Annotated in this window: 18 protein-coding genes; 7 read left to right on the plus strand and 11 right to left on the minus strand. The window is 67.0% G+C overall.

The features are described 5' to 3' along the window. Positions 1 to 14: 14 nt before the first annotated feature. From ABV408_RS05160 to ABV408_RS05180, 5 genes are all read right to left on the minus strand, one after another. Entirely contained in the window at positions 15 to 437 is a 423-nt protein-coding gene (locus tag ABV408_RS05160; RefSeq protein ID WP_353981387.1) for a curli assembly protein CsgF, read from the minus strand. A 1-nt stretch (position 438) separates the two neighbouring features. Then, positions 439 to 960: a CsgE family curli-type amyloid fiber assembly protein gene (locus tag ABV408_RS05165; RefSeq protein WP_353981388.1), complete on the minus strand. Its 522-nt coding sequence runs from the start codon at positions 958 to 960 to the stop codon at positions 439 to 441. 9 nt (positions 961 to 969) lie between these two features. Next, complete coding sequence (locus ABV408_RS05170) at positions 970 to 1647, minus strand: LuxR C-terminal-related transcriptional regulator (protein WP_353981389.1); 678 nt, start codon at positions 1645 to 1647, stop codon at positions 970 to 972. Positions 1648 to 2268: 621 nt separating this feature from the next. Beyond that, positions 2269 to 3186, minus strand: a complete 918-nt coding sequence (locus ABV408_RS05175; protein ID WP_353981390.1) for a TatD family hydrolase — start codon at positions 3184 to 3186, stop codon at positions 2269 to 2271. A gap of 3 nt (positions 3187 to 3189) precedes the next feature. Beyond that, entirely contained in the window at positions 3190 to 4092 is a 903-nt protein-coding gene (locus ABV408_RS05180; RefSeq protein ID WP_353981392.1) for an EboA domain-containing protein, read from the minus strand. 450 nt (positions 4093 to 4542) lie between these two features. On the opposite strand from ABV408_RS05180, the gene ABV408_RS05185 reads away from it, so the two are divergent. After that, positions 4543 to 5973: a nucleotide pyrophosphatase/phosphodiesterase family protein gene (locus ABV408_RS05185; RefSeq protein WP_353981393.1), complete on the plus strand. Its 1431-nt coding sequence runs from the start codon at positions 4543 to 4545 to the stop codon at positions 5971 to 5973. An 86-nt stretch (positions 5974 to 6059) separates the two neighbouring features. On the opposite strand, the gene ABV408_RS05190 is transcribed toward ABV408_RS05185, so the two are convergent. The 4 genes from ABV408_RS05190 to ABV408_RS05205 all read right to left on the minus strand — a co-directional run bounded on the left by ABV408_RS05190 (position 6060) and on the right by ABV408_RS05205 (position 10948). After that, the gene (locus ABV408_RS05190; protein WP_353981395.1) at positions 6060 to 6956 is read right to left on the minus strand and encodes a UbiA family prenyltransferase; all 897 of its coding nucleotides are present in this window, start codon (positions 6954 to 6956) and stop codon (positions 6060 to 6062) included. Continuing rightward, the gene (eboE, locus tag ABV408_RS05195) at positions 6899 to 8116 is read right to left on the minus strand and encodes a metabolite traffic protein EboE (protein ID WP_353981396.1); all 1218 of its coding nucleotides are present in this window, start codon (positions 8114 to 8116) and stop codon (positions 6899 to 6901) included. The genes ABV408_RS05190 and eboE overlap by 58 nt, the downstream gene beginning before the upstream one ends. Beyond that, entirely contained in the window at positions 8103 to 9386 is a 1284-nt protein-coding gene (locus ABV408_RS05200) for a 3-dehydroquinate synthase (protein ID WP_353981397.1), read from the minus strand. Before ABV408_RS05200 ends, eboE begins: the two co-directional genes overlap by 14 nt. Positions 9387 to 9607: 221 nt before the next feature. Further along, complete coding sequence (locus ABV408_RS05205) at positions 9608 to 10948, minus strand: MFS transporter (RefSeq protein ID WP_353981398.1); 1341 nt, start codon at positions 10946 to 10948, stop codon at positions 9608 to 9610. Between the two features lie 544 nt (positions 10949 to 11492). Here ABV408_RS05205 and ABV408_RS05210 point away from each other — a divergent pair. Continuing rightward, positions 11493 to 12857 carry an MFS transporter gene (locus ABV408_RS05210; protein WP_353981401.1) on the plus strand — a complete coding sequence of 455 codons (1365 nt, stop codon included), beginning with the start codon at positions 11493 to 11495 and terminating at the stop codon, positions 12855 to 12857. A gap of 35 nt (positions 12858 to 12892) precedes the next feature. Here the strand turns inward: ABV408_RS05210 and ABV408_RS05215 are convergent, their stop codons facing one another. Together ABV408_RS05215 and ABV408_RS05220 are read right to left on the minus strand one after the other, a co-directional pair. Continuing rightward, on the minus strand, positions 12893 to 13558 hold the full coding sequence (locus ABV408_RS05215; protein ID WP_353981402.1) for a 2OG-Fe(II) oxygenase: 666 nt from the start codon (positions 13556 to 13558) through the stop codon (positions 12893 to 12895). A gap of 87 nt (positions 13559 to 13645) precedes the next feature. After that, the gene (locus tag ABV408_RS05220; protein ID WP_353981403.1) at positions 13646 to 14272 is read right to left on the minus strand and encodes a CoA pyrophosphatase; all 627 of its coding nucleotides are present in this window, start codon (positions 14270 to 14272) and stop codon (positions 13646 to 13648) included. Positions 14273 to 14370: 98 nt separating this feature from the next. Between ABV408_RS05220 and ABV408_RS05225 the strand changes: the two genes are divergently transcribed. The 5 genes from ABV408_RS05225 to truD all read left to right on the plus strand — a co-directional run bounded on the left by ABV408_RS05225 (position 14371) and on the right by truD (position 17661). Continuing rightward, a complete protein-coding gene (locus ABV408_RS05225) occupies positions 14371 to 14928 on the plus strand; it encodes an NUDIX hydrolase (RefSeq protein ID WP_353981404.1) in 558 nt (185 codons plus the stop codon). 162 nt (positions 14929 to 15090) lie between these two features. Next, positions 15091 to 15411, plus strand: coding sequence for a cell division protein FtsB (gene ftsB, locus ABV408_RS05230; protein WP_353981405.1), 321 nt, complete (start codon positions 15091 to 15093; stop codon positions 15409 to 15411). Then, on the plus strand, positions 15408 to 16127 hold the full coding sequence (gene ispD, locus ABV408_RS05235; RefSeq protein WP_353981406.1) for a 2-C-methyl-D-erythritol 4-phosphate cytidylyltransferase: 720 nt from the start codon (positions 15408 to 15410) through the stop codon (positions 16125 to 16127). Before ftsB ends, ispD begins: the two co-directional genes overlap by 4 nt. Then, complete coding sequence (gene ispF, locus ABV408_RS05240; protein ID WP_353981407.1) at positions 16124 to 16609, plus strand: 2-C-methyl-D-erythritol 2,4-cyclodiphosphate synthase; 486 nt, start codon at positions 16124 to 16126, stop codon at positions 16607 to 16609. Before ispD ends, ispF begins: the two co-directional genes overlap by 4 nt. Further along, positions 16606 to 17661, plus strand: a complete 1056-nt coding sequence (gene truD, locus ABV408_RS05245; protein ID WP_353981408.1) for a tRNA pseudouridine(13) synthase TruD — start codon at positions 16606 to 16608, stop codon at positions 17659 to 17661. The genes ispF and truD overlap by 4 nt, the downstream gene beginning before the upstream one ends. The last annotated feature ends 8 nt before the right edge of the window (positions 17662 to 17669 follow it).

The following is a 17669-nucleotide window of genomic DNA, read 5'->3' on the forward strand; positions in this document are numbered from 1 at the left end:
CGTGTCGTGATGGCTCAGAATCCGCCAGCCGACAGCCCGCCCACGTTGATATTGGTGATGTCCCCGGTGGCCTTGTCGGTGACCGTGATCACCAGCTGCCCACCTTCGTCGCTGACCACGACCCCGAAATCGTTGCTGTCATAGGAGCCGGTGCTGACGTCCCCCGAGCTCACATCCGAGAGCAGTTGCGAGATCAGCCGGCTCTGCAGGCTCTGCACCAGGCGGTCGGTGGGCGACAGGCCGCCGAAGTCATCGAGGCTGGGATCCTTGTGGGTATCCTGGGCCTGTGCCTTGCCCAGCAGGTAGCTGCCGTTGAACGGGTCGCCGCCGAACGACGGGTTGATCGGGCGATAGATCAGCTCACCGGCACTGCTCGTCGAGGTGACCGCGAGTGCGCCCAGCGCCAGGGCGAGAGAGAGCGGAACGAGATTGCGCATGTCACAACTCCTCATCTGAGAGGTCTAGGCTGGGTTGGAGCGACTGTGCGATGCGACGGCGCAATATCGCCTCCTGGACGACACGGACCGCTTCGTCGGCGTAGCGATCCGCTTCGCTGATCCGTGGGGAAAGCTGGGTGCTGAAGTAGATCTGATTGCGCTCGGCGATCCACAGCTGGCTACCCCAGCGCGGGTCCGGGCGCTCGCTGACAGTGAGTTCGGCGCTGGCGACGATCGGGTCGCGCATGGCCGCCTGGGAAAAGCTGCGGTAGAAGGTGCGGCCTGCCATGGTCAGGGTGCGGTCGATGATGATGCCGGAGAGCTCCGGGCGCTGCAGGTTGAACTGCTTGTCGAGCGCACGTTGCGGGTTCTTCTCATCGATGCTGACACTAGGAGTGTCGGGGGCCTTGGCGGCGTCCGGTTCGACCCCATTCTGGGCCAGGCTGCCCGCGCTCAGCGCCAGAAGCCCCAGCAGGCCCAGACCCAGAAGTCTTGCTCCGGGAGTATGGCGGTAGGCGTTCATGGCGCGTGGTCAATGCTTGGTTCGCGGGCGTGACAGGTTGGGCAGCGCGCCCAGATGGTCGCGCGCCCAGCACACCACCTGGACCCGATTCTGTGCGCCGATCTTCTTGAAGATGTTGTAGATGTGGGTCTTGACCGTGTGCTCGCTCAGGAACAGCTTCTCGGCGATCTGCGCGTTGGTGGCGCCCAGCCCGACCAGCCCGACTACCTGGCGCTCGCGGTGGGTCAGATAGCCTTCCATGCGGTAGGCGTCCATGCTCTGACGGCGCAGCTTGTCGATCAGCAGACTCATCAGATTGCGCGAAAGCCAGATCTGACCCTGCAGAATCTGCTTCAGACCCTTGGCCATCAGCTCTGGCGTATCCTGCTGGAAGAACACACCGCGGATATGTGACAGCGAGACCGCGTCTAGCGCGTGGGTGTCGTTCTTGGCGTTGAAGGCGCAGATCTGGGCTTCACCGTCGCCCTGGCCGGCCAGGCTCTCTTCCCATTTCTGGAACAGAATGGGATCGACCTGGCTCAGATCGATCAGGACGATGTCGAAGCTGGCGCCAGAGACCTTGCGCGGCTCCTGTGGGCCCGCCAGGCGATAGCTCATCCCGGTATGAGAAGAGAGGCTCATCGCGAGCAGGGTCGACTGCGCTGTCTCGCTGGTCACGATCAGCATCGAGGCTTCTGGGCTTGACATGATATTCCCCTGGCGTACGTCGCCTAGACGGTAAATATTCTGGTTATTTTGTGTGGCTGGCTTTTTGTGTTTCGAATTGTTGCACCGGCTTTCAGGAAGATAAAGTTCCGCGGATTGGTATTTTTCTAGTACTTTCCGTCCTAAGTATCATTTTTTCCCTTTGGATACCGCTGGTTGTGGTTTTCCTGAGGTAAATTCGGGCAGCCGCTCGATGCCGACCTTAGTCGATATTCAAAGAATTCTCCCTGGTTGCATTTCTTCACTGGTGCGAATTAATCGCCTAATTGTTTCAATGCGTATCACCTGAGTCGCCGGCGTGATCTGCTGGGACCGGAGGATGGTGTTCGGCCGTACTCCACACAGCAGAGAGAGGCGAGTCTTGGCGGGGCGTCGGTGTCTGTGCGATCGAAGTGCGAGATAGGCGATGCAATGGCTCGACACGGCGTCACCGTAGCGTGGTCGGAGCGTTTACGGCGCGAGGCGATAGTCTCCGTAGTGGGGTGAGGCGGAGATGAAGGGCGTCGAGAGCGGGGGATGCGGCTGACCCTGCGCGGGTTGCCAGACTGTCGGCGCGCCAGCGCGGGATGCGCGGGCGGGCCGATGCGCGGGGCTGTCGTGGTGTCAGTCGATCAGCAGGTCGTCTGCGGCCTGCCGGGGGTGTTCGATGCGGGGTTCACGGCCGCCACGCAGGATCGAGTTGCCCTCGTAGAGCGTGCGCTGGTCGATCTCCGGCGGATCGAGCCAATCGGATTCGTGTATCTGTCCGCTCTTGCCGTAGACGCACAGGGCGTTGGCATAGGTGACCTGGCGCACCACCTGTGCGTCGATACCGCTGGCGAGTGCCAGGCGAGCGGTCTTGGCGACCCCGAGGCAGTCGGAAATGCCCCAGTCGCAGGCGCTGTCGACGATGATCCGATCGCCGCCGTAGTGGCGCAGCAGCTCGACCATGCGCGCATTGCCCATCTTGGTCGAAGGGTAGATCGAGAAGCCGGCCCAGTAGCCGCGGTCGAGCGTCTCGCGAACGGTCTCTTCGTTGTTGTGATCGATCACCACCCAACTGGGGTCGAGGCCCATCTCTTCGCACACATCCATCGAGCGCGAGGTACCGCGTTTCTTGTCACGATGCGGGGTGTGCACCATCACCGGTAGCGCCAGCTCCTTGGCCAGGGCCAGCTGGGCGCGAAAATACTTCTCTTCCAGCGGCGTCTGCTCGTCGTAACCGATCTCGCCGATCGCCACCACGCCCTCTTTCATGGCGAAGCGTGGCAGCCACTCCATCACGCCCTCTGCCAGCGCTTCGTTATTGGCCTCCTTCGAGTTGAGTCCGATGGTGCAGTAGTGGCGGATACCGAACTGTCCGGCGCGGAAGCGCTCCCAGCCCACCAAGGACGACAGGTAGTCGACATAGGTGCCGACGAAGGTGCGCGGCTGGCCGACCCAGAATGCCGGTTCGATCAGGGCGACCACGCCGGCGGCGGCCATCGCTTCGTAATCGTCGGTGGTGCGCGAGACCATATGCGCATGCGGGTCGATATACATCGTTCAGATTGCCTCGTAGTGGTGGAGATTGCTCCAGCCGACACGACCGGTACCGATGAGGGCCGCAGTCTCCGGCACGGAGGTCAGTAGATGACGGGCCGATGGCGTATCGGTCTGGGAGAGCGCCAGCCCGGCGGCCAGCCGCTCGGCGGGTGATCCCGTCAGGGCGCGCTGCAGCGCAGCGTAGGCGCCGAGCGCATCGGCACAGGGGCCGACGCAGCGCCACAGCTCGGGCGTGACGACGCGACCGGCGGCCCAGCGCTCGTCGGCGTAGTCCAGCAGGATGCGCGCCAGCTCCGGGTTGTTGCGCTGATCGATACCCACGATCGGGGCCAGCCGACTGCCGATGAACAGCGCCTTGAGCACCATGTGGTTCCAGCGGTGAAGGTCGAAATGGTCACGCGGATAGGGGTTGCCATGGGCGATCGCTTCGAAGACGGCACGCATGTTGGAACGCAGCCCGGCCCCGACCAGAGTGCTCAATGAGGCCGGTTCGGGGTAGAACGAGAGGCCGCGATAGAGGGTGATCAGCTCCCGGGCGTCGGCAGTGCGCACGAGATCCTCGAACAGCGCCGCGAACGGGCGCTGGCCGCGGAACGTCAGCAGCCCGGCGACCCGCGCCGCGCCATCCAGACTCCAGCCGAGCGGAGACCAGCCCGGCAGCACGGTATGCGCAGCGGTCAGGTCCTGGGGGGTCAACTCGAGATCTGCCTTGCCCAGGCGTCGGGGCACCTGCCCCAGGAAGAGGTGCAGCGCACGCTCGTCGGCACTCGTCTGCAGACGCTCGAGCGCGTCGAGAAACCAGGTCTCCTGCGCCGCCGCCTGACGCACGACCCAGCGGCACAGCAGGTCTGCTGCCGAAGGCGATAACGCTGTCGTCGCTCGACTGTGGAGGGGCTCGGTCATGGGCATCCTGTTGGCGGTGGTTGGTGACTCTGTTTTGTGACTCTGTTTTGTGACTATGGCTTGGGAGAAGGCGGGCAGGCGCATATCGCCTCGGTTCGATGTCGACAATCACTCTATCGATTGTCGCGGCGAGCCCCTACCTCAATTATCTGGAGAATTGGTGCCGAATCGAGGCGGCCGGTGACCATGTTTTTTGGCTAATGGCGTGAGCCGAAAGCGCTGCCCTGGCATGCCTTTCTTCATCCCGAAGGCTCAATTTGCCTCGCCCCGGCGGTTGTCGATTGAGCCCGAGTCGGCGGGCTGATATGCAGTCTCGATCGCAGCCTCGGCGAGCACGCTGGAGTGCGATAGCGCGCTTCGGCAATATCGACATGTCGGGTGTCACCGCCGCGGGGAGACACGGATAGGGGCCGGTTCCGGCGGCGGGAATGCCCTCGAGAGAGAACGAAAATGCACAAGACACTGGTCATGCTGGTCGTCGGCTTGAGCCCCCATCTGGTGGGGGAACATACGCCGAATCTGCAACGTCTGGCGCGCCGGGGCGGGCTACGCCCACTCGAGACGGTTACCCCGGCGGTCACCTGCAGTGTCCAGGCGACGCTGCTCACCGGGTTGCCACCGGCAGCGCATGGCGCCGTCGCCAACGGCTGGTATTTTCGCGATCTCGCCGAGGTCTGGCTGTGGCGTCAATCCAATCGTCTGGTGGCGGGGGAGAAGGTGTGGGAGGCGGGGCGGCTGCGCAATGCCGACTTCACCTGCGCCAAGCTGTTCTGGTGGTACAACATGTACGCCTCGGCGGACTGGAGCGCGACGCCGCGGCCGCGCTATCCCGCCGACGGGCGCAAGCTGCCGGATCACTACACCTACCCCCCCGAACTGCACGACGAGCTCGACGCCAGGCTGGGCACCTTTCCGCTGTTCTCCTTCTGGGGGCCGCTGGCCAACATCGACGCTAGCCGCTGGATCAGTGATGCGACTCGCCACGTGATGGCAACGCGTGATCCAACGCTGACGCTGACCTATCTGCCGCATCTCGACTACAACCTGCAGCGTCTCGGGCCGGATCTCGATCACCCCGAGCTGCAGCGCGATCTGCTTCAGGTCGATGCCCTGTGCGGCGAGCTGATCGCGGACGCCGAGCGCGATGGGCGCCGTGTGATCGTGGTCTCCGAGTACGGCATCACCCCGGTGCAGGACGCGGTTCATATCAATCGGGCGCTGCGCCAGGCCGGCCACCTCGCGGTGAGACGCGAGGGCAAGCAGGAGCAGCTCGACCCTGGCGCCTCGCGCGCGTTTGCGGTCGCCGATCATCAGGTGGCTCACGTCTATGTGCGCGACCCGCAGGATCTGCCCCGGGTCAGGGCGCTGCTCGAAGGGCTGGCAGGAGTCGAAGCGGTGTGGGGCGACCGCGAGAAACGCCGGGAGGGGCTCGACCACCCCAATGCGGGCGAGCTGGTGGCGATCAGCCAGCCGGACCGCTGGTTCAGCTACTACTTCTGGCTCGACGAGGCGCGGGCGCCTGACTATGCGCGTACCGTCGACATCCACCGCAAGCCGGGCTACGACCCGGTGGAGCTGTTCTTCGATCCGGCGCTGCGCGCGCCCAAACTGGCGGCGGGCTGGCGGGTGTTCAAACGCAAGCTCGGCATGCGCCAGCTACTGGACGTGATCTCGTCGACGCAGACGACGCTGGTCAAGGGCTCCCACGGCAGGGTGACCGACGACCCGGGGATGGGGCCGCTGGTGATCTCCTCCGAGGCCGGGCTGCTGCCGACGGGATCGGTCAAGGCGACCGAGTTCAAGGCGCTGATGCTGGCGCACGTGTTCGGCACCGAGGCCCGCCTTGCGGATGAACGCGAGTCGGCGGCGACCACGATCTGATCCGGCGCCGTGTGCTGGTCGAGGAGACGGCCAGCGCACCGGCCAGTGATGATCCAGGCCGGGCGCGGTGATTCACTGCGCTCGGCTCAGGTGCCGGCAGAGAGACGCTGCAACTGCAGCGTGGCGGCCCAGGCACAGACCGCGAGCAGGGCCAGCAGCGGCTGACCCAGGGTGGCGATCAGCACCGCATCGTAAAGTGAGATCGCGGCAATCAGGCCGACCACCGCCCGCGGCACGTCGCCGGGGGCGCGCCTGCGCAGCCAGGTGAGACAGCGCAACCCCCAGGCGAGATAGCCCAGCCACAGCAGCGTGGCCAGCAGCGCGGTGCCCGGCATCCACAGTACCGCGGCCAGCGTGAGCAGCAGCGGGACCGCCAGTACCCCCAGGGGCCACAGCGCGCCTAGACGGTCGTAGGCCTCCTGACGTGCGGCATAGGTCAGGCCGATGACATGGCAAGCCAGCCCCAGCGCCCCCAGCCATAGCGGTGCGCCGAGCTGGCCACCCAGCGCGAGCGCTGCGACCAGATAGCAGAGCAGGCGGCAGCCCCCCATGACCAGCGGGCTCCAGCTCACGCGTTTGTGTCGCAGGTCATAGAGCAGCACCGCCGCAGCCAGCGCCAGGCCCGCCGTGCCGGCTGCGGCGCCGGTGGTGAACAGCAGCAGCACGGCAGCGGCCAGCAGCGCCAGGCCAATCAGCGCGACCGTGGCGCGCCCGACTTCGCCACTAGGGATCGGGCGGTCGGCGCGCTCCCGCGCATCGATGGTGGCGTCGCAGGCGTCGTTGAGATACATGCCGCCGAGATAGCACAGCGTCAGTGCGGTCAGCACCACCAGGCCGGATGCGAACGATCCGCTGGCCCCGGCCAGCAGCGCACCGGCCAGGGCATTGCTCCATACCGTGGGTAGATTGGAGACCCGGCCCAGCCTCAGCCAGACGTCAGCGCCTCGGCGTCGACGCTGACGCCCAACTGCTGTCGCACCCACTCGAGCTCCTTCACCACTGCCACTTCCAGCCGCTGGCGACGCAGCGCTTCGGGTAGTACCTGCCACGTATAGGTCTCCACTTCCAGGTGCGTCGAGATCGGCTGACGGCGATGCAGGGCCAGGATCTCGACGAGAAAGTCTTGGGTGGTCGAGAAGGGCGGGATGTCGGCGACGAAGATCGGCACGTGGAAGTGCACGCGCCACTCTTCGCCATCGGATCGTTGCGGGTCCGCGAGCGCCTCGGGAAGATCGCTGTAGCGAATCAGCCCGCTCGCGCTGCGCGCCACGACCTGATGCAGATAGGTCGGTTCGCAGAAGCTCGCCAGCCCTTCACGGGTCGCCGTATCGAGCGCCGGCACGCGCAGCGCCGCGCTCAACTGCAGCTTATGGATGGGCACACCTGCGTCGCGCAGAGCGGCGACGCTGGTCGTGGGGTCCTCGAACTCGACCGCCGCATGGCAGACGTCGTAGCACACCCCGAGGTGGCGCGGCAGCGCCGCCTGGGCCTGGGTCAGGGAGAGTCCGCTCAGCTCGGCCACGCGGGCGGCGGCGCTGTCGCAGAACAGGTAGTTATGGAAGAACGCCAGTGTCCCCTCGATGGTCTCGAGAAAGCAGCAGGGCTCCGGCTCCAGCGCGATGGCCACGCTGACGCCGGTACGTTCGAGCAACCCCACGCAGTGCGCCACGCACTTGAGCAGATTGTCGGCCATGGCCGCCTCGGCGCCCGCGGTCAGTGGCCCATAGGTGCCGGGTACGGTGCTCAGGCTGAGCATGTCGCCGGGCTGGGCCAGCTCCGTCATCAGATCGGCGAGCCAGCAGGTGTAGTCGAGGCGTGCCCGCTGCTTCCAGTCCGGCTGATAGACCGCGGCCTTCACCGGCACGCCGTGGAAGGGGCCGAAGGGGAAACCGTTCATGGTGACCAGGCGGTAATCGTGACGCCTCAGGATCGCTTTGAGTTCGGCACGGGCTTCCGGCGCGCGCAGCTCCTCCAGCGCCTGGGCGGAGAGGCGCAGGCCGAGCCCGAAAGAGACATCCGGCGCCAGCGTACGGCGCACATAGGCCACCGGCCCCTCGAGGGCGCGGCGCACCTCATCCCAGGTCTGGGTCGGGTGCACGTTGAGGCAGTAGGTCAACTGACCCAGATCGTCAGGCAGCTGCATGCTGGGCGATCTCCGTGTGTAGCCACTCGATCGCCGAGACGACCAGGGCGTGATCCATCGAATGGACGTCGACAGCGCGTCCGACCGCGGCCAGCAGGGTGACCGTCAATTCGCCCCCCAGGTGCTCCTGGAACTCGCGCAGACCGCTGAGCAGCGCCGGCTGGCCGAGGTCATCGAGCTCCAGCAGCTGCGGGTGATAGCGCGGCAGGCCAAGACGTTCGAGTAGCTGCATCACTCGCCGCGCATCACTCGCCGCCAGGTGGCCGGCGAGTACCGAGTAGCGGGTGTCGAGGGCAATGCCGATCGCCACCGCCTCGCCATGGCTGACGCCGTGATGGGTCAGCGCTTCCAGCTTGTGGGCCGACCAGTGGCCGAAATCCAGCGGCCGTGACGAGCCCTGTTCGAAGGGGTCGCCGCCGCGGCCGATCTGCGCCAGGTGCAGCTCGGCGCTGCGCTGGATCATGTAGGCCTCGGCGCGGGCATCGAAGGTCGCCAGCGCCTCGGCATTGGCCTCGAGCCAGTCGAAGAAGGCGGCGTCACGGATCAGGGCCACCTTGATCGCCTCGGCGATCCCGGCCAGGCGCTGGCGGCGCGGCAGCGTGGCCAGGAAGTCGAGATCGTTGAGTACCGCCCAGGGCGGGGCGAAGGTGCCGGTGAAGTTCTTGGTGCCGCGGAAATTGACCGCATTCTTCACCCCGACGCCGCTGTCGTTCTGTGCCAGCACCGTGGTCGGCAGACGAATCAGGCGCACGCCGCGGTGGGCCACGGCGGCGGCCAGGCCGACAGCATCGAGTACGGCGCCGCCGCCGATGGCGATCACATAGGCGTGGCGATCGACGGCATGCTGACGCAGGTCGTCCAGCATGCGCTCTACCGTTGCCAGGCTCGCCTTGATCGCTTCCCCCGCGGCCACTGTGATCGGTGGCGCGATCAGCGTCATGCGCGTGGCATGGACCTCGAAGTAGCGCGCCAGACGCCGGCCAAGATCCGGCCAGGCGGCGGCCACGCCGGCATCGACATAGACCAGGCAGCGGTGGCGCAGCTCCGGCTCTCGGCGCGCGACAACCTCCGCCAGGAGCGGATTGTCGGGGGAGAGCAGCTCGCGGGTGAAGGCCACCGGATAGTCGTAGGTGACCTGAAAGTGTTGCCAGTGGATCACGCTGGCTTCAAGACCGTGATCGGTGGGGCGAGCGGCGTCGACCAGCGGCAGCGACAAGGCATCGATGGCGCTGCCGCCACCGGGAGAGAAGGAGACTGCGGGGCGGTTCATGGGGCGGTGCCTGCGTAGAGAGTCGACACGACATCGGCGGGCCGTCTTGTCCTCCAGGGCGGCCTCGCCGGGTTAGCGCCTAGCTTCCGCGTTCGACCCGAGGCGGGACAAGAATGGTTCTTCTGCTACGCAGGATGAGCCGCGCATGGTGCCACGGCATGAGAGAGCGCCAGCGAGCCGCCGCCGAATCAGCCTTGCCTGGCCAGCGAGCCGCCGCCGAATCAGCTTTGCCTGGCCGGCGCGGCGGGCTTGGATTCGGCGCTTTCCTCCTCGACATCATCGAGCCGGTCGGCGCGGCGCAACACCGGGAAGGCCCACATCCATAGCCCGACGATCCCCAAAGTGCCGACAGCGCCGATCACCGCCGCCGGCACGGTGCCGAACCAGGCCGCGGTGACCCCGGATTCGAACTCGCCCAGCTCGTTGGAGGCGCCGATGAACAGCATGTTGACCGCATTGACCCGGCCGCGCATCTCGTCTGGCGTTGCCAGTTGCAGCAGCGTCAGACGCACGTAGACGCTGATCATGTCGGCAGCGCCGGCGATCAGCAGGGCGCCGAACGAGAGCCAGAACCAGTGCGACAGCGCGAACACCAGGTTGGCCAGGCCGAACACTGCCACTGCTGCAAACATCGTCAGCCCCGCATGGCGGTTGATGGCACGTACCCCTAGATAGAGCCCCATCAGCAGGGCGCCGATGGCGATGGCGCTGCGCAGCGCGCCCAGCCCCTCGGGGCCGACGTGCAGGATCTCATGAGCGTAGACCGGCAGCAGCGCCACGATGCCGCCGAACAGCACCGCGAACAGGTCGAGCGAGATCACCCCGAGAATCACCGGCTTGCTGCGGATATAGCGAATGCCCGCGGTAAAGCGCTGCCAGGCGGTGTCATCCCGCGGCAGGCGTTCGACGGCGTAGCGTACCGGCACCGCGAACAGGCCGAGCAGGGCGGTCACGAAACAGGTCAGTACCACGCTGTAGGTGAGCGGCGCACCGAAGGTGTAGAGCAACCCACCGAGCAGCGGGCCGCCAATGACCCCGATTTTCATGATCGAGGAGTTGAGCGCGATCGCCTTGCCCAGCTGCGCCCGTGGCACGATCTGCGGCAGCAGGCTCTGCAGGGTGGGGCCGGTAAACGCCCGCGCTGCGCCGAACAGCACCAGTACGGCGTAGAACGGCAGTGCGCTCTCGGGGCGCTGCAGCGAGAGCGCGATCAGACAGGCGCTGCACACGCCCTGGGTCAGCCAGCTGAGCTGCAGGATGCGCTTGCGGTCGAAGCGATCGACCAGGTCACCCGCCGGCAGCAGCAGGACGACCATCGGCAGGAACTGGGCCAGGCCGACATAGCCCAGCGTCAGCGGGTCACGGGTGATGTCGTAGACCTGCCAGGCCACCACGATTGCCTGGATCTGCATGGCGAACACCGCGGCCAGGCGCGAGACTAGAAAGGCGGCGAAGCCGGGCTGACGGTAGACCGCTGCCGCGGCGTGGCCATCATCGGTAGTAGTGCGATCGACGCGTGACGGATCGTCGGGGGTTGATGCGGCACTGTCGGCGGTGGGCATGGTGTCCTTTGCGGTCGATGCGGGGAGAAGCTATCTAGCTAGCGCGCTAACAGAATAGTATACGCAGATTCTTCTCGACCTGCGCCGACGTTCGCTTGGGCGTGGGGAGAACGACCCTGGTCAATGTCAGAGGGTGCTTACAAAATGTCTGCGCTCGGCGATACGGCGTTAAAATCGGCTCACTGAACCACGTTCAGAACGTCCGAAGGACGGCCCGAAGGGCGAGCGGAGCGAGTAAAATGCTCATTTACCCCGTGTAAACTCCGCTTTTTCGACCGATTTTGCCTTGTCTTGCCTTCGCTCGCCGAATTTGTAAACACCCTCTCAGCCGCCGCCTTAGGGGGATTTTTTGCCGCTATTCGGCTTTTTCGGCTGCCGGGTGCGGCGTATAGTGCGCTCGCCCGATACTGCCCGGACGCCTGCTTTCCAAGGCTTCTCAGTCCAGGGTTTCGCATTACAGAGTGTCTCATTCTATGGCTTCTTCGGTCGCCGGCGGCGTCACCTGTGCCGCCGGGCCGGAACCGGTTGCAAGGTGGGTTCGTCGATGTCTCCGCAGTTGCTCTCCATGGCGCTGGCGCCGCTTCTGGGTCTGTTCATCCTGGGTATCGGCAATGGCTTTCTGGCCTCGCTGATCACCCTGCGCCTGGACGCCGCCGGCGAGTCGGTGACTACCATCGGCTGGGTCTCGGCGGCCTACTACATCGGCCTGGCGATCGGGGCGCTGTTCAACGACCGCCTGCTGCTGCGCATCGGCCATATTCGCGCCTACGCCTGTTTTGCCTCGCTGGTGGCGGTGACCGTGCTGCTGCAGGGGCTGTGGCTCAATGCGGGGCTGTGGTTCACCCTGCGCATGATCGGCGGCTGGGCTACCCTGGGCGTCTATCTGGTGATCGAGAGCTGGCTGCTGACGGCGGCGGATACCCGCGTCCGCGGGCGCCTGCTGGCGCTCTACATGATCTCGCTCTACGGCGCCGGGGTGATCGGCCAACTGCTGCTCGGCGTGGCCGACAGTGCCGGTGCCAGCCAGCCGTTCATGATCATCGCCATCCTGGCGTCGCTGTCGGTGCTGCCGCTGGGCATGATCCCCCGGGTATCGCCGCTGATCGAGCACGCCGAACCGCTCTCGCCGTGGCGTCTGATCACGGTTACGCCCACTGGTGTGGTGGGCTGCTTCGGCTCGGGGCTGGCGATCTCGGCGATCTACAGTCTGCTGCCGCTCTATCTGCAGCGCAGCGGCCTCGACGTGCAGAAGATCGGCGAGATGATGGCGGTGCTGATTCTGGGCGGCATGCTGCTGCAGTACCCAATCGGCCGCTGGTCGGATCGCCACGACCGCCAGATCGTGCTGATCCTGATCGGTGTGGCGATGACCGCGCTGTGTCTGGGCATGATGCTGCTGCCGCCGCTACCGTGGCTGCTGGCGGGGGCGCTGTTTCTGCTCGGCGGCGGGGTGTTCGCGCTCTATCCGGTGGCGGTGAGCCACGCCGCCGACCGCGCCCCGGCCGGTGCCCTGGTGCGCATGAGCCAGGGATTGCTGCTGATCAACGCCCTCGGCGCCACCCTCAGCCCGCCGCTGATCACCCCGCTGATGACGCATGTCGGCGATGCCGGGCTGTTCGTGGCGCTGCTCGGTCTGGGCGGCTGTCTGGTGGTGTTCTTCGTCTGGCGGCGTAGCCGTCGTCCGGCGCCGGCACCGGTGGCACCCTTCACCTCCAACCCGCCGCAGTCGGTGGTCGGGGCCGAGCTGGTAGTGACCGCGGCGCTGGTGCAGGGGGCGACCGAGCATGAACAGCAGGAGGATCTGTCCCAGGTCGTCCCGGAGGTGGAGACCGCGGCCCCCGAGGCGGAAACGGCCGGATCGGCGGTCAGGCCGGTAGACGCCGAGGTGGAGACCGCGACGCGCGACTGAGCGCGCTGGATCCGCGTCTTCAGGGGGACGAGAGTTCAGCGCGCGGGGTCGACCAGCCCGCCGAGGGAGGCATTGCGCCGGAACCAGCCGGCGATGCTGGTGCGCGGCAGGCGGGTCGGCAGTACCTCGTGGGGAATGTGCTCGGAGAGAAAGCAGACGAAGGTGCCGGCGCGCGGCGCCACCCGCGCGACTTCGCGCTCGTTGTCGTGCTCGTCGTAGAGCGCCATCTCGCCGCCGCCATCCTCGGGCCAGTCAGGGTTGAGATAGAGCACCGTGGAGACGATACGGTTGGCGCGTCCGCGGAAGCTGTCGTAGTGCTTGCGGTAGAAGGCGCCCGGCGGGTACTGGGCGAAGTGCGCCTCGAACTCGAATAGCCCCAGATAGAGGGCGATATTGATCTGCTGCTGGAGTTCGGCCATCAGCGCCAGATAGCGGCGCTGGGCGAGACTCTCGCGGTCGAGCCAGTGGATGGCGTCGCCGCGGATGTCGCGGCGCAGGGTTCGCTCGTCACCGCGGCCGATAGCGGCTTCCTGCAGCTGCTGGCGCGCCTCGAGTCGGGCCAGCTCGGCGTGCAGGTCTTGGCACAGGCCAGCGTCCAGAAACGTCTCCCCGGCGTACCAGCCACGCGCGACCAGGGCGTCGATCAGCGGCGTCAGCTGCTGTTCGTCCCAGTAGGCGTGGTGAGTCTGGGTGTGAAGCATCGCGGGGCCTCCGATGGGAAAACGCGTGGCTGGAAAAGTGTGGTCGACAAGGCGTGGCTGGGCACAGCAGCCGGCGCAGATCTTGAGTCATCGGGTGGTGCGGCGCCCGCGCTGCGGATGATAGCGCAGCTCGCCGCCTGCCGGCGGGTGTTCCAGCGAGACTCGGCTGGCGAAGCCCACCGCCAGCAGCTCGACCAGCATCATCGCCGAGAGCCCCCAGATGACGCGACCGTCGACCTGATAGCTGGGTACGAACCATTCGTGATCGTCGACCGGGATCACGTCGGTATGGGTGCGCCGGTCGTCGAGGAAGTGGGCCAGCGGTACCTCGAAGATCGCCGCGATTTCGCCGGGCTCTGGCGTCAGCGTCAGATCCGGGGGGATGATGCCCACGTAGGGCGTGACCCGCAGGCCATGCAGCGAAAGCAGGTCACCGAGGCGCCCGACGATCTCCACGTTGGCCGGTGCCAAGGCGATCTCCTCCTGGCTCTCGCGCAGCGCCGTGGCCAGCAGATCGCGGTCCTCGGGTTCGCGCTTGCCGCCGGGAAAGGCGACCTGGCCGGCGTGGGAGGAGAGGTGGTCGGTGCGCTGGGTGAACAAGAGCGTCGGCTCGCGGCGGGCCACCAGAGGGAGCAGCACGGCGGCCTGGGGGAAGGCGGCGTCGAGCTGGCGGGGGCGGTGCGCTTGCAGGCGCTCGCGAAGTGTCTCTAACATGCGGTGCTGATCCTACAGGGCTTGCTTCCGGTCCGCGCAGTGCCGAGTGGCGCTTGGCGGGCGGGGGCAGGGCTCGATGAATGCATTGCGAGGCGTCGATGAACTACTGCAGTCAGTGTGGCAACCCGGTGCGTTTCGCCATCCCCGAGGGTGACGATCGCCCGCGCTTTCAGTGCGACGCCTGCGGCACCATCCATTATCAGAATCCCCGCATCGTGGCCGGGACGCTGCCGGTGTCGGGCTCGCGGGTGCTGCTGTGCCGTCGCGCGATCGCCCCGCGCAAGGGCTACTGGACCCTGCCGGCCGGTTTCATGGAGAACGGCGAGACGGTCGAGCAGGCCGCGCTGCGCGAGACCCGCGAGGAGGCGAACGCGATGGTCGATGCGCCTTCACTTTACACGCTGATCAGTCTGCCGCACATCGACCAGGTCTACATGATCTTCCGCGGTGAGCTCGACGGCGGCTACGCCTCGGGACCCGAAAGTCTCGAGGTGGCGCTGTTCGAGGAGAGCGAGATCCCCTGGGGGGAACTCGCCTTTCCCACCATAGAACGCACCCTGCGCCACTTCTTCAGCGATCGCGTGGACGGCCACTTCCCGCTGCACTCGGGGCAGATCGGCCTCGAGGAGCGCGAGCGCTTCTTCGGTTCGGCCTGAACCTGTTCTCCGGGCCCACGCCGCCACGCCGCGTGTCTGGCAGCGACGTGCGAGGTGGGCCGCCTGGGGCGATGATGGCATAATGGCCGCCGCGCCGGCGACGCCCCTGGCGGGTGCTCGCCCCGCGCTCATGTCACCCTGGTCGAGCGGGAAGCGTTTGCAATGTGGAAATGGGTCATCCTGGTCTTGGTCGTCATGCTCGGGCTTTTGCAGTACCGGCTCTGGTTCGGCGAGGGCGGCATTCACGAATTCAATGATATCCAGGCACGGGCCGACGTGCTCGAAGGCACCACCCAGACCCTGAAAGCGCGTAACGACCGCCTTGCGGCCGAAGTGGTCGATCTCAAGACCGGCCTCGATGCGATCGAGGAGCGTGCCCGCAGTGATATCGGCATGGTGCGTAAGGACGAGCAGTTCTTCTGGGTGCCCGACGTCGACGCCAGCCACGGCCCGGCCGCCGAGACGGGGGTGATCACGCCATGACACTGTGGTTGATCGTTCCCGCCGCCGGCCGCGGCAGTCGCATGCAGGCCGACCGACCCAAGCAGTATCTGGGGCTGCACGGGCGCAGCGTGCTAGCGCGGACTCTGGAACGCCTGCACCAGGCCTTTCCCGAGGCGGCGCTGCGCCTGTGTCTCGACCCCGATGATGGCTATTTCGATCCGGACGACGTGCCCTTCAGCGAGTGGCAGCGTGTCGACGGTGGACGCGAGCGCGTCGATAGCGTGCGCCGCGCGCTGTCCAGCATTGCTGCCGAGGCGGCCGCCGACGACTGGGTACTGGTCCACGACGCCGCGCGCCCCTGCGTGCAGCTTGCCGATCTCACCGCGCTCTCCCGCGCGCTGGAGGAGGAGGCCATTGGTGCGCTGCTCGCTGCCCCGGTGGCGGACACCATGAAGCGCGCCGACGCGCGCGGCCGGGTCAACCACACCGAGCCACGCGATGGCTTGTGGCACGCGCTGACGCCGCAGGCGTTTCGCTACGACCTGCTGCGTCAGGCGCTGGATGCGGCGCTGGCCACCGGTGCAGCGGTCACCGACGAAGCCTCGGCGATCGAGGCCATGGGGCTGGCGCCGCTGCTGGTGCCGGGCAGCCGCGACAATCTCAAGATCACGCGTCCGGAGGATCTGATCCTGGCGGCGCGCATTCTCTCGCTGCAGAGCGAGACCGATAGTGCAGCACAGGGAGTCGAGGCATGACGCTCAGAATTGGCCACGGGTTCGATGTGCACCGCTTCGGCGAGGGCGGTCATCTGATGATCGGCGGCGTGCGTATTCCCTTCGAGCAGGGCTTCGTCGCCCACTCCGACGGCGACGTGCTGCTGCACGCGATCAGCGATGCGCTGCTGGGTGCCTGCGCGCTGGGGGACATCGGCCATCACTTCCCCGACACCGACCCGACCTGGGCGGGCGCCGACAGCCGCGAGCTGCTGCGCCAGGTGGTGGCGCTGATCCACGCGCGCGGCTATCGGGTGGGCAATCTCGACGCCACTATCCTCGCCCAGGCGCCGAAGATGGCACCCTGGATCGAGCCCATGCGCGCGGCGATCGCCGCCGACCTGGAAACCGCGGCGGACAACGTCAACGTCAAGGCGACCACCACCGAGCGCCTCGGCTTCACAGGCCGCAGCGAGGGCATCGCGGCAGAGGCGGTGGTCCTGCTGCTGGCGACGGCGCCGTGAGCCCCACCGCGCCGGCCTGGCCGCCGTGCTGGGCCTACGTCGAGACGCCGCCGGGCGTCGAGGGCCGCTATCGCGAGAGCGCCGAGGCGTTTCAGGTCGAGGAGGTGCTCGACTTCACGCCGGAAGGGGAGGGCGAGCATCTCTGGGTGTGGATCGAGAAGCGCGGGGTGACCACCCCGGATGCCGCGCGCAGTCTGGCGCGGCAGGCCGAGGTCGCGCTGCGCGACGTCGGCTTCAGCGGGCTCAAGGATCGCGACGCGGTGACCCGGCAGTGGCTGTCGCTGGCGCTGCCGGGGCGCACCCTTGCCGCGGGCTGGGAGACGCCGCTGGCCGAGCGTGGCATTCGTGTGCTGCGGGCGGTGCGCCATCCGCGCAAGCTCAAGCGCGGCGTACACCGTGCCAACCGTTTCCGCCTGCGCCTCGACGGGCCTGCGGCGAGTTCGGACGCGGTGCACGAGCGCTGGACACGGCTGCTCGCCCAGGGCGTGCCCAACTACTTCGGCCCCCAGCGCTTCGGCCCTGAGGGGCGCAATCTGCAGCGCGCCCTGGCGCTGTTCGCCCGCGGCTGGCGCAAGCGTGAGGACCCGCAGGGGCTCCTGCTCTCCACCGCGCGCAGCTATCTTTTCAATCAGGTGCTGGCGGCGCGGGTGGCCGACGGCAGCTGGTGCCGGCCGCTGGCCGGCGACGTGCTCAATCTGGAAGGCACGGCCAGCCGCTTCTTGAGCGAAACGGTCGACCCTGCGCTCGAGGCGCGCGCGGCGGCCGGCGATCTGCACCCCACCGGCCCGCTGTGGGGGCAGGGCGAGCCGCACAGCCGTGGCGACGTGGCCGTGCTGGAGCAACGCGAGGCAGCGGCATGTGCGGCGCTGCGCGATGGTCTGATTGCCGCCGGTGCGCGTCACGAGCGGCGCGCACTGCGTGTGCTGCCGGGGGCAGCTCGATGGTGCCCGGCTGAGACGGAGAGCTCGGCGTGGCTCGAGTTCAGCCTGCCGCGGGGGGCCTTCGCCACCGCCGTGCTGCGCGAGTTGATGCGTCATCCGACCCTGGTCTGAGGCGCCGC

The sequence above is a fragment of the Salinicola endophyticus genome (assembly GCF_040536835.1).
Taxonomy (GTDB): Bacteria; Pseudomonadota; Gammaproteobacteria; order Pseudomonadales; family Halomonadaceae; genus Salinicola; species Salinicola endophyticus_A.

What these genes read in the sequence shown, in the direction of transcription:
- ABV408_RS05180 (WP_353981392.1), bottom strand. Translation starts at nt 4,092, where the DNA reads ATGACCGAGCCCCTCCACAGTCGAGCGACGACAGCGTTATCGCCTTCG.
- ABV408_RS05215 (WP_353981402.1), bottom strand. Translation starts at nt 13,558, where the DNA reads ATGCTTCACACCCAGACTCACCACGCCTACTGGGACGAACAGCAGCTG.
- ABV408_RS05175 (WP_353981390.1), bottom strand. Translation starts at nt 3,186, where the DNA reads ATGTATATCGACCCGCATGCGCATATGGTCTCGCGCACCACCGACGAT.
- ABV408_RS05160 (WP_353981387.1), bottom strand. Translation starts at nt 437, where the DNA reads ATGCGCAATCTCGTTCCGCTCTCTCTCGCCCTGGCGCTGGGCGCACTC.
- ABV408_RS05210 (WP_353981401.1), top strand. Translation starts at nt 11,493, where the DNA reads ATGTCTCCGCAGTTGCTCTCCATGGCGCTGGCGCCGCTTCTGGGTCTG.
- ABV408_RS05165 (WP_353981388.1), bottom strand. Translation starts at nt 960, where the DNA reads ATGAACGCCTACCGCCATACTCCCGGAGCAAGACTTCTGGGTCTGGGC.
- ABV408_RS05185 (WP_353981393.1), top strand. Translation starts at nt 4,543, where the DNA reads ATGCACAAGACACTGGTCATGCTGGTCGTCGGCTTGAGCCCCCATCTG.
- eboE (WP_353981396.1), bottom strand. Translation starts at nt 8,116, where the DNA reads ATGCAGCTGCCTGACGATCTGGGTCAGTTGACCTACTGCCTCAACGTG.
- ispD (WP_353981406.1), top strand. Translation starts at nt 15,408, where the DNA reads ATGACACTGTGGTTGATCGTTCCCGCCGCCGGCCGCGGCAGTCGCATG.
- ABV408_RS05220 (WP_353981403.1), bottom strand. Translation starts at nt 14,272, where the DNA reads ATGTTAGAGACACTTCGCGAGCGCCTGCAAGCGCACCGCCCCCGCCAG.
- ABV408_RS05225 (WP_353981404.1), top strand. Translation starts at nt 14,371, where the DNA reads ATGAACTACTGCAGTCAGTGTGGCAACCCGGTGCGTTTCGCCATCCCC.
- ABV408_RS05205 (WP_353981398.1), bottom strand. Translation starts at nt 10,948, where the DNA reads ATGCCCACCGCCGACAGTGCCGCATCAACCCCCGACGATCCGTCACGC.
- ispF (WP_353981407.1), top strand. Translation starts at nt 16,124, where the DNA reads ATGACGCTCAGAATTGGCCACGGGTTCGATGTGCACCGCTTCGGCGAG.
- ftsB (WP_353981405.1), top strand. Translation starts at nt 15,091, where the DNA reads ATGTGGAAATGGGTCATCCTGGTCTTGGTCGTCATGCTCGGGCTTTTG.
- ABV408_RS05170 (WP_353981389.1), bottom strand. Translation starts at nt 1,647, where the DNA reads ATGTCAAGCCCAGAAGCCTCGATGCTGATCGTGACCAGCGAGACAGCG.
- ABV408_RS05200 (WP_353981397.1), bottom strand. Translation starts at nt 9,386, where the DNA reads ATGAACCGCCCCGCAGTCTCCTTCTCTCCCGGTGGCGGCAGCGCCATC.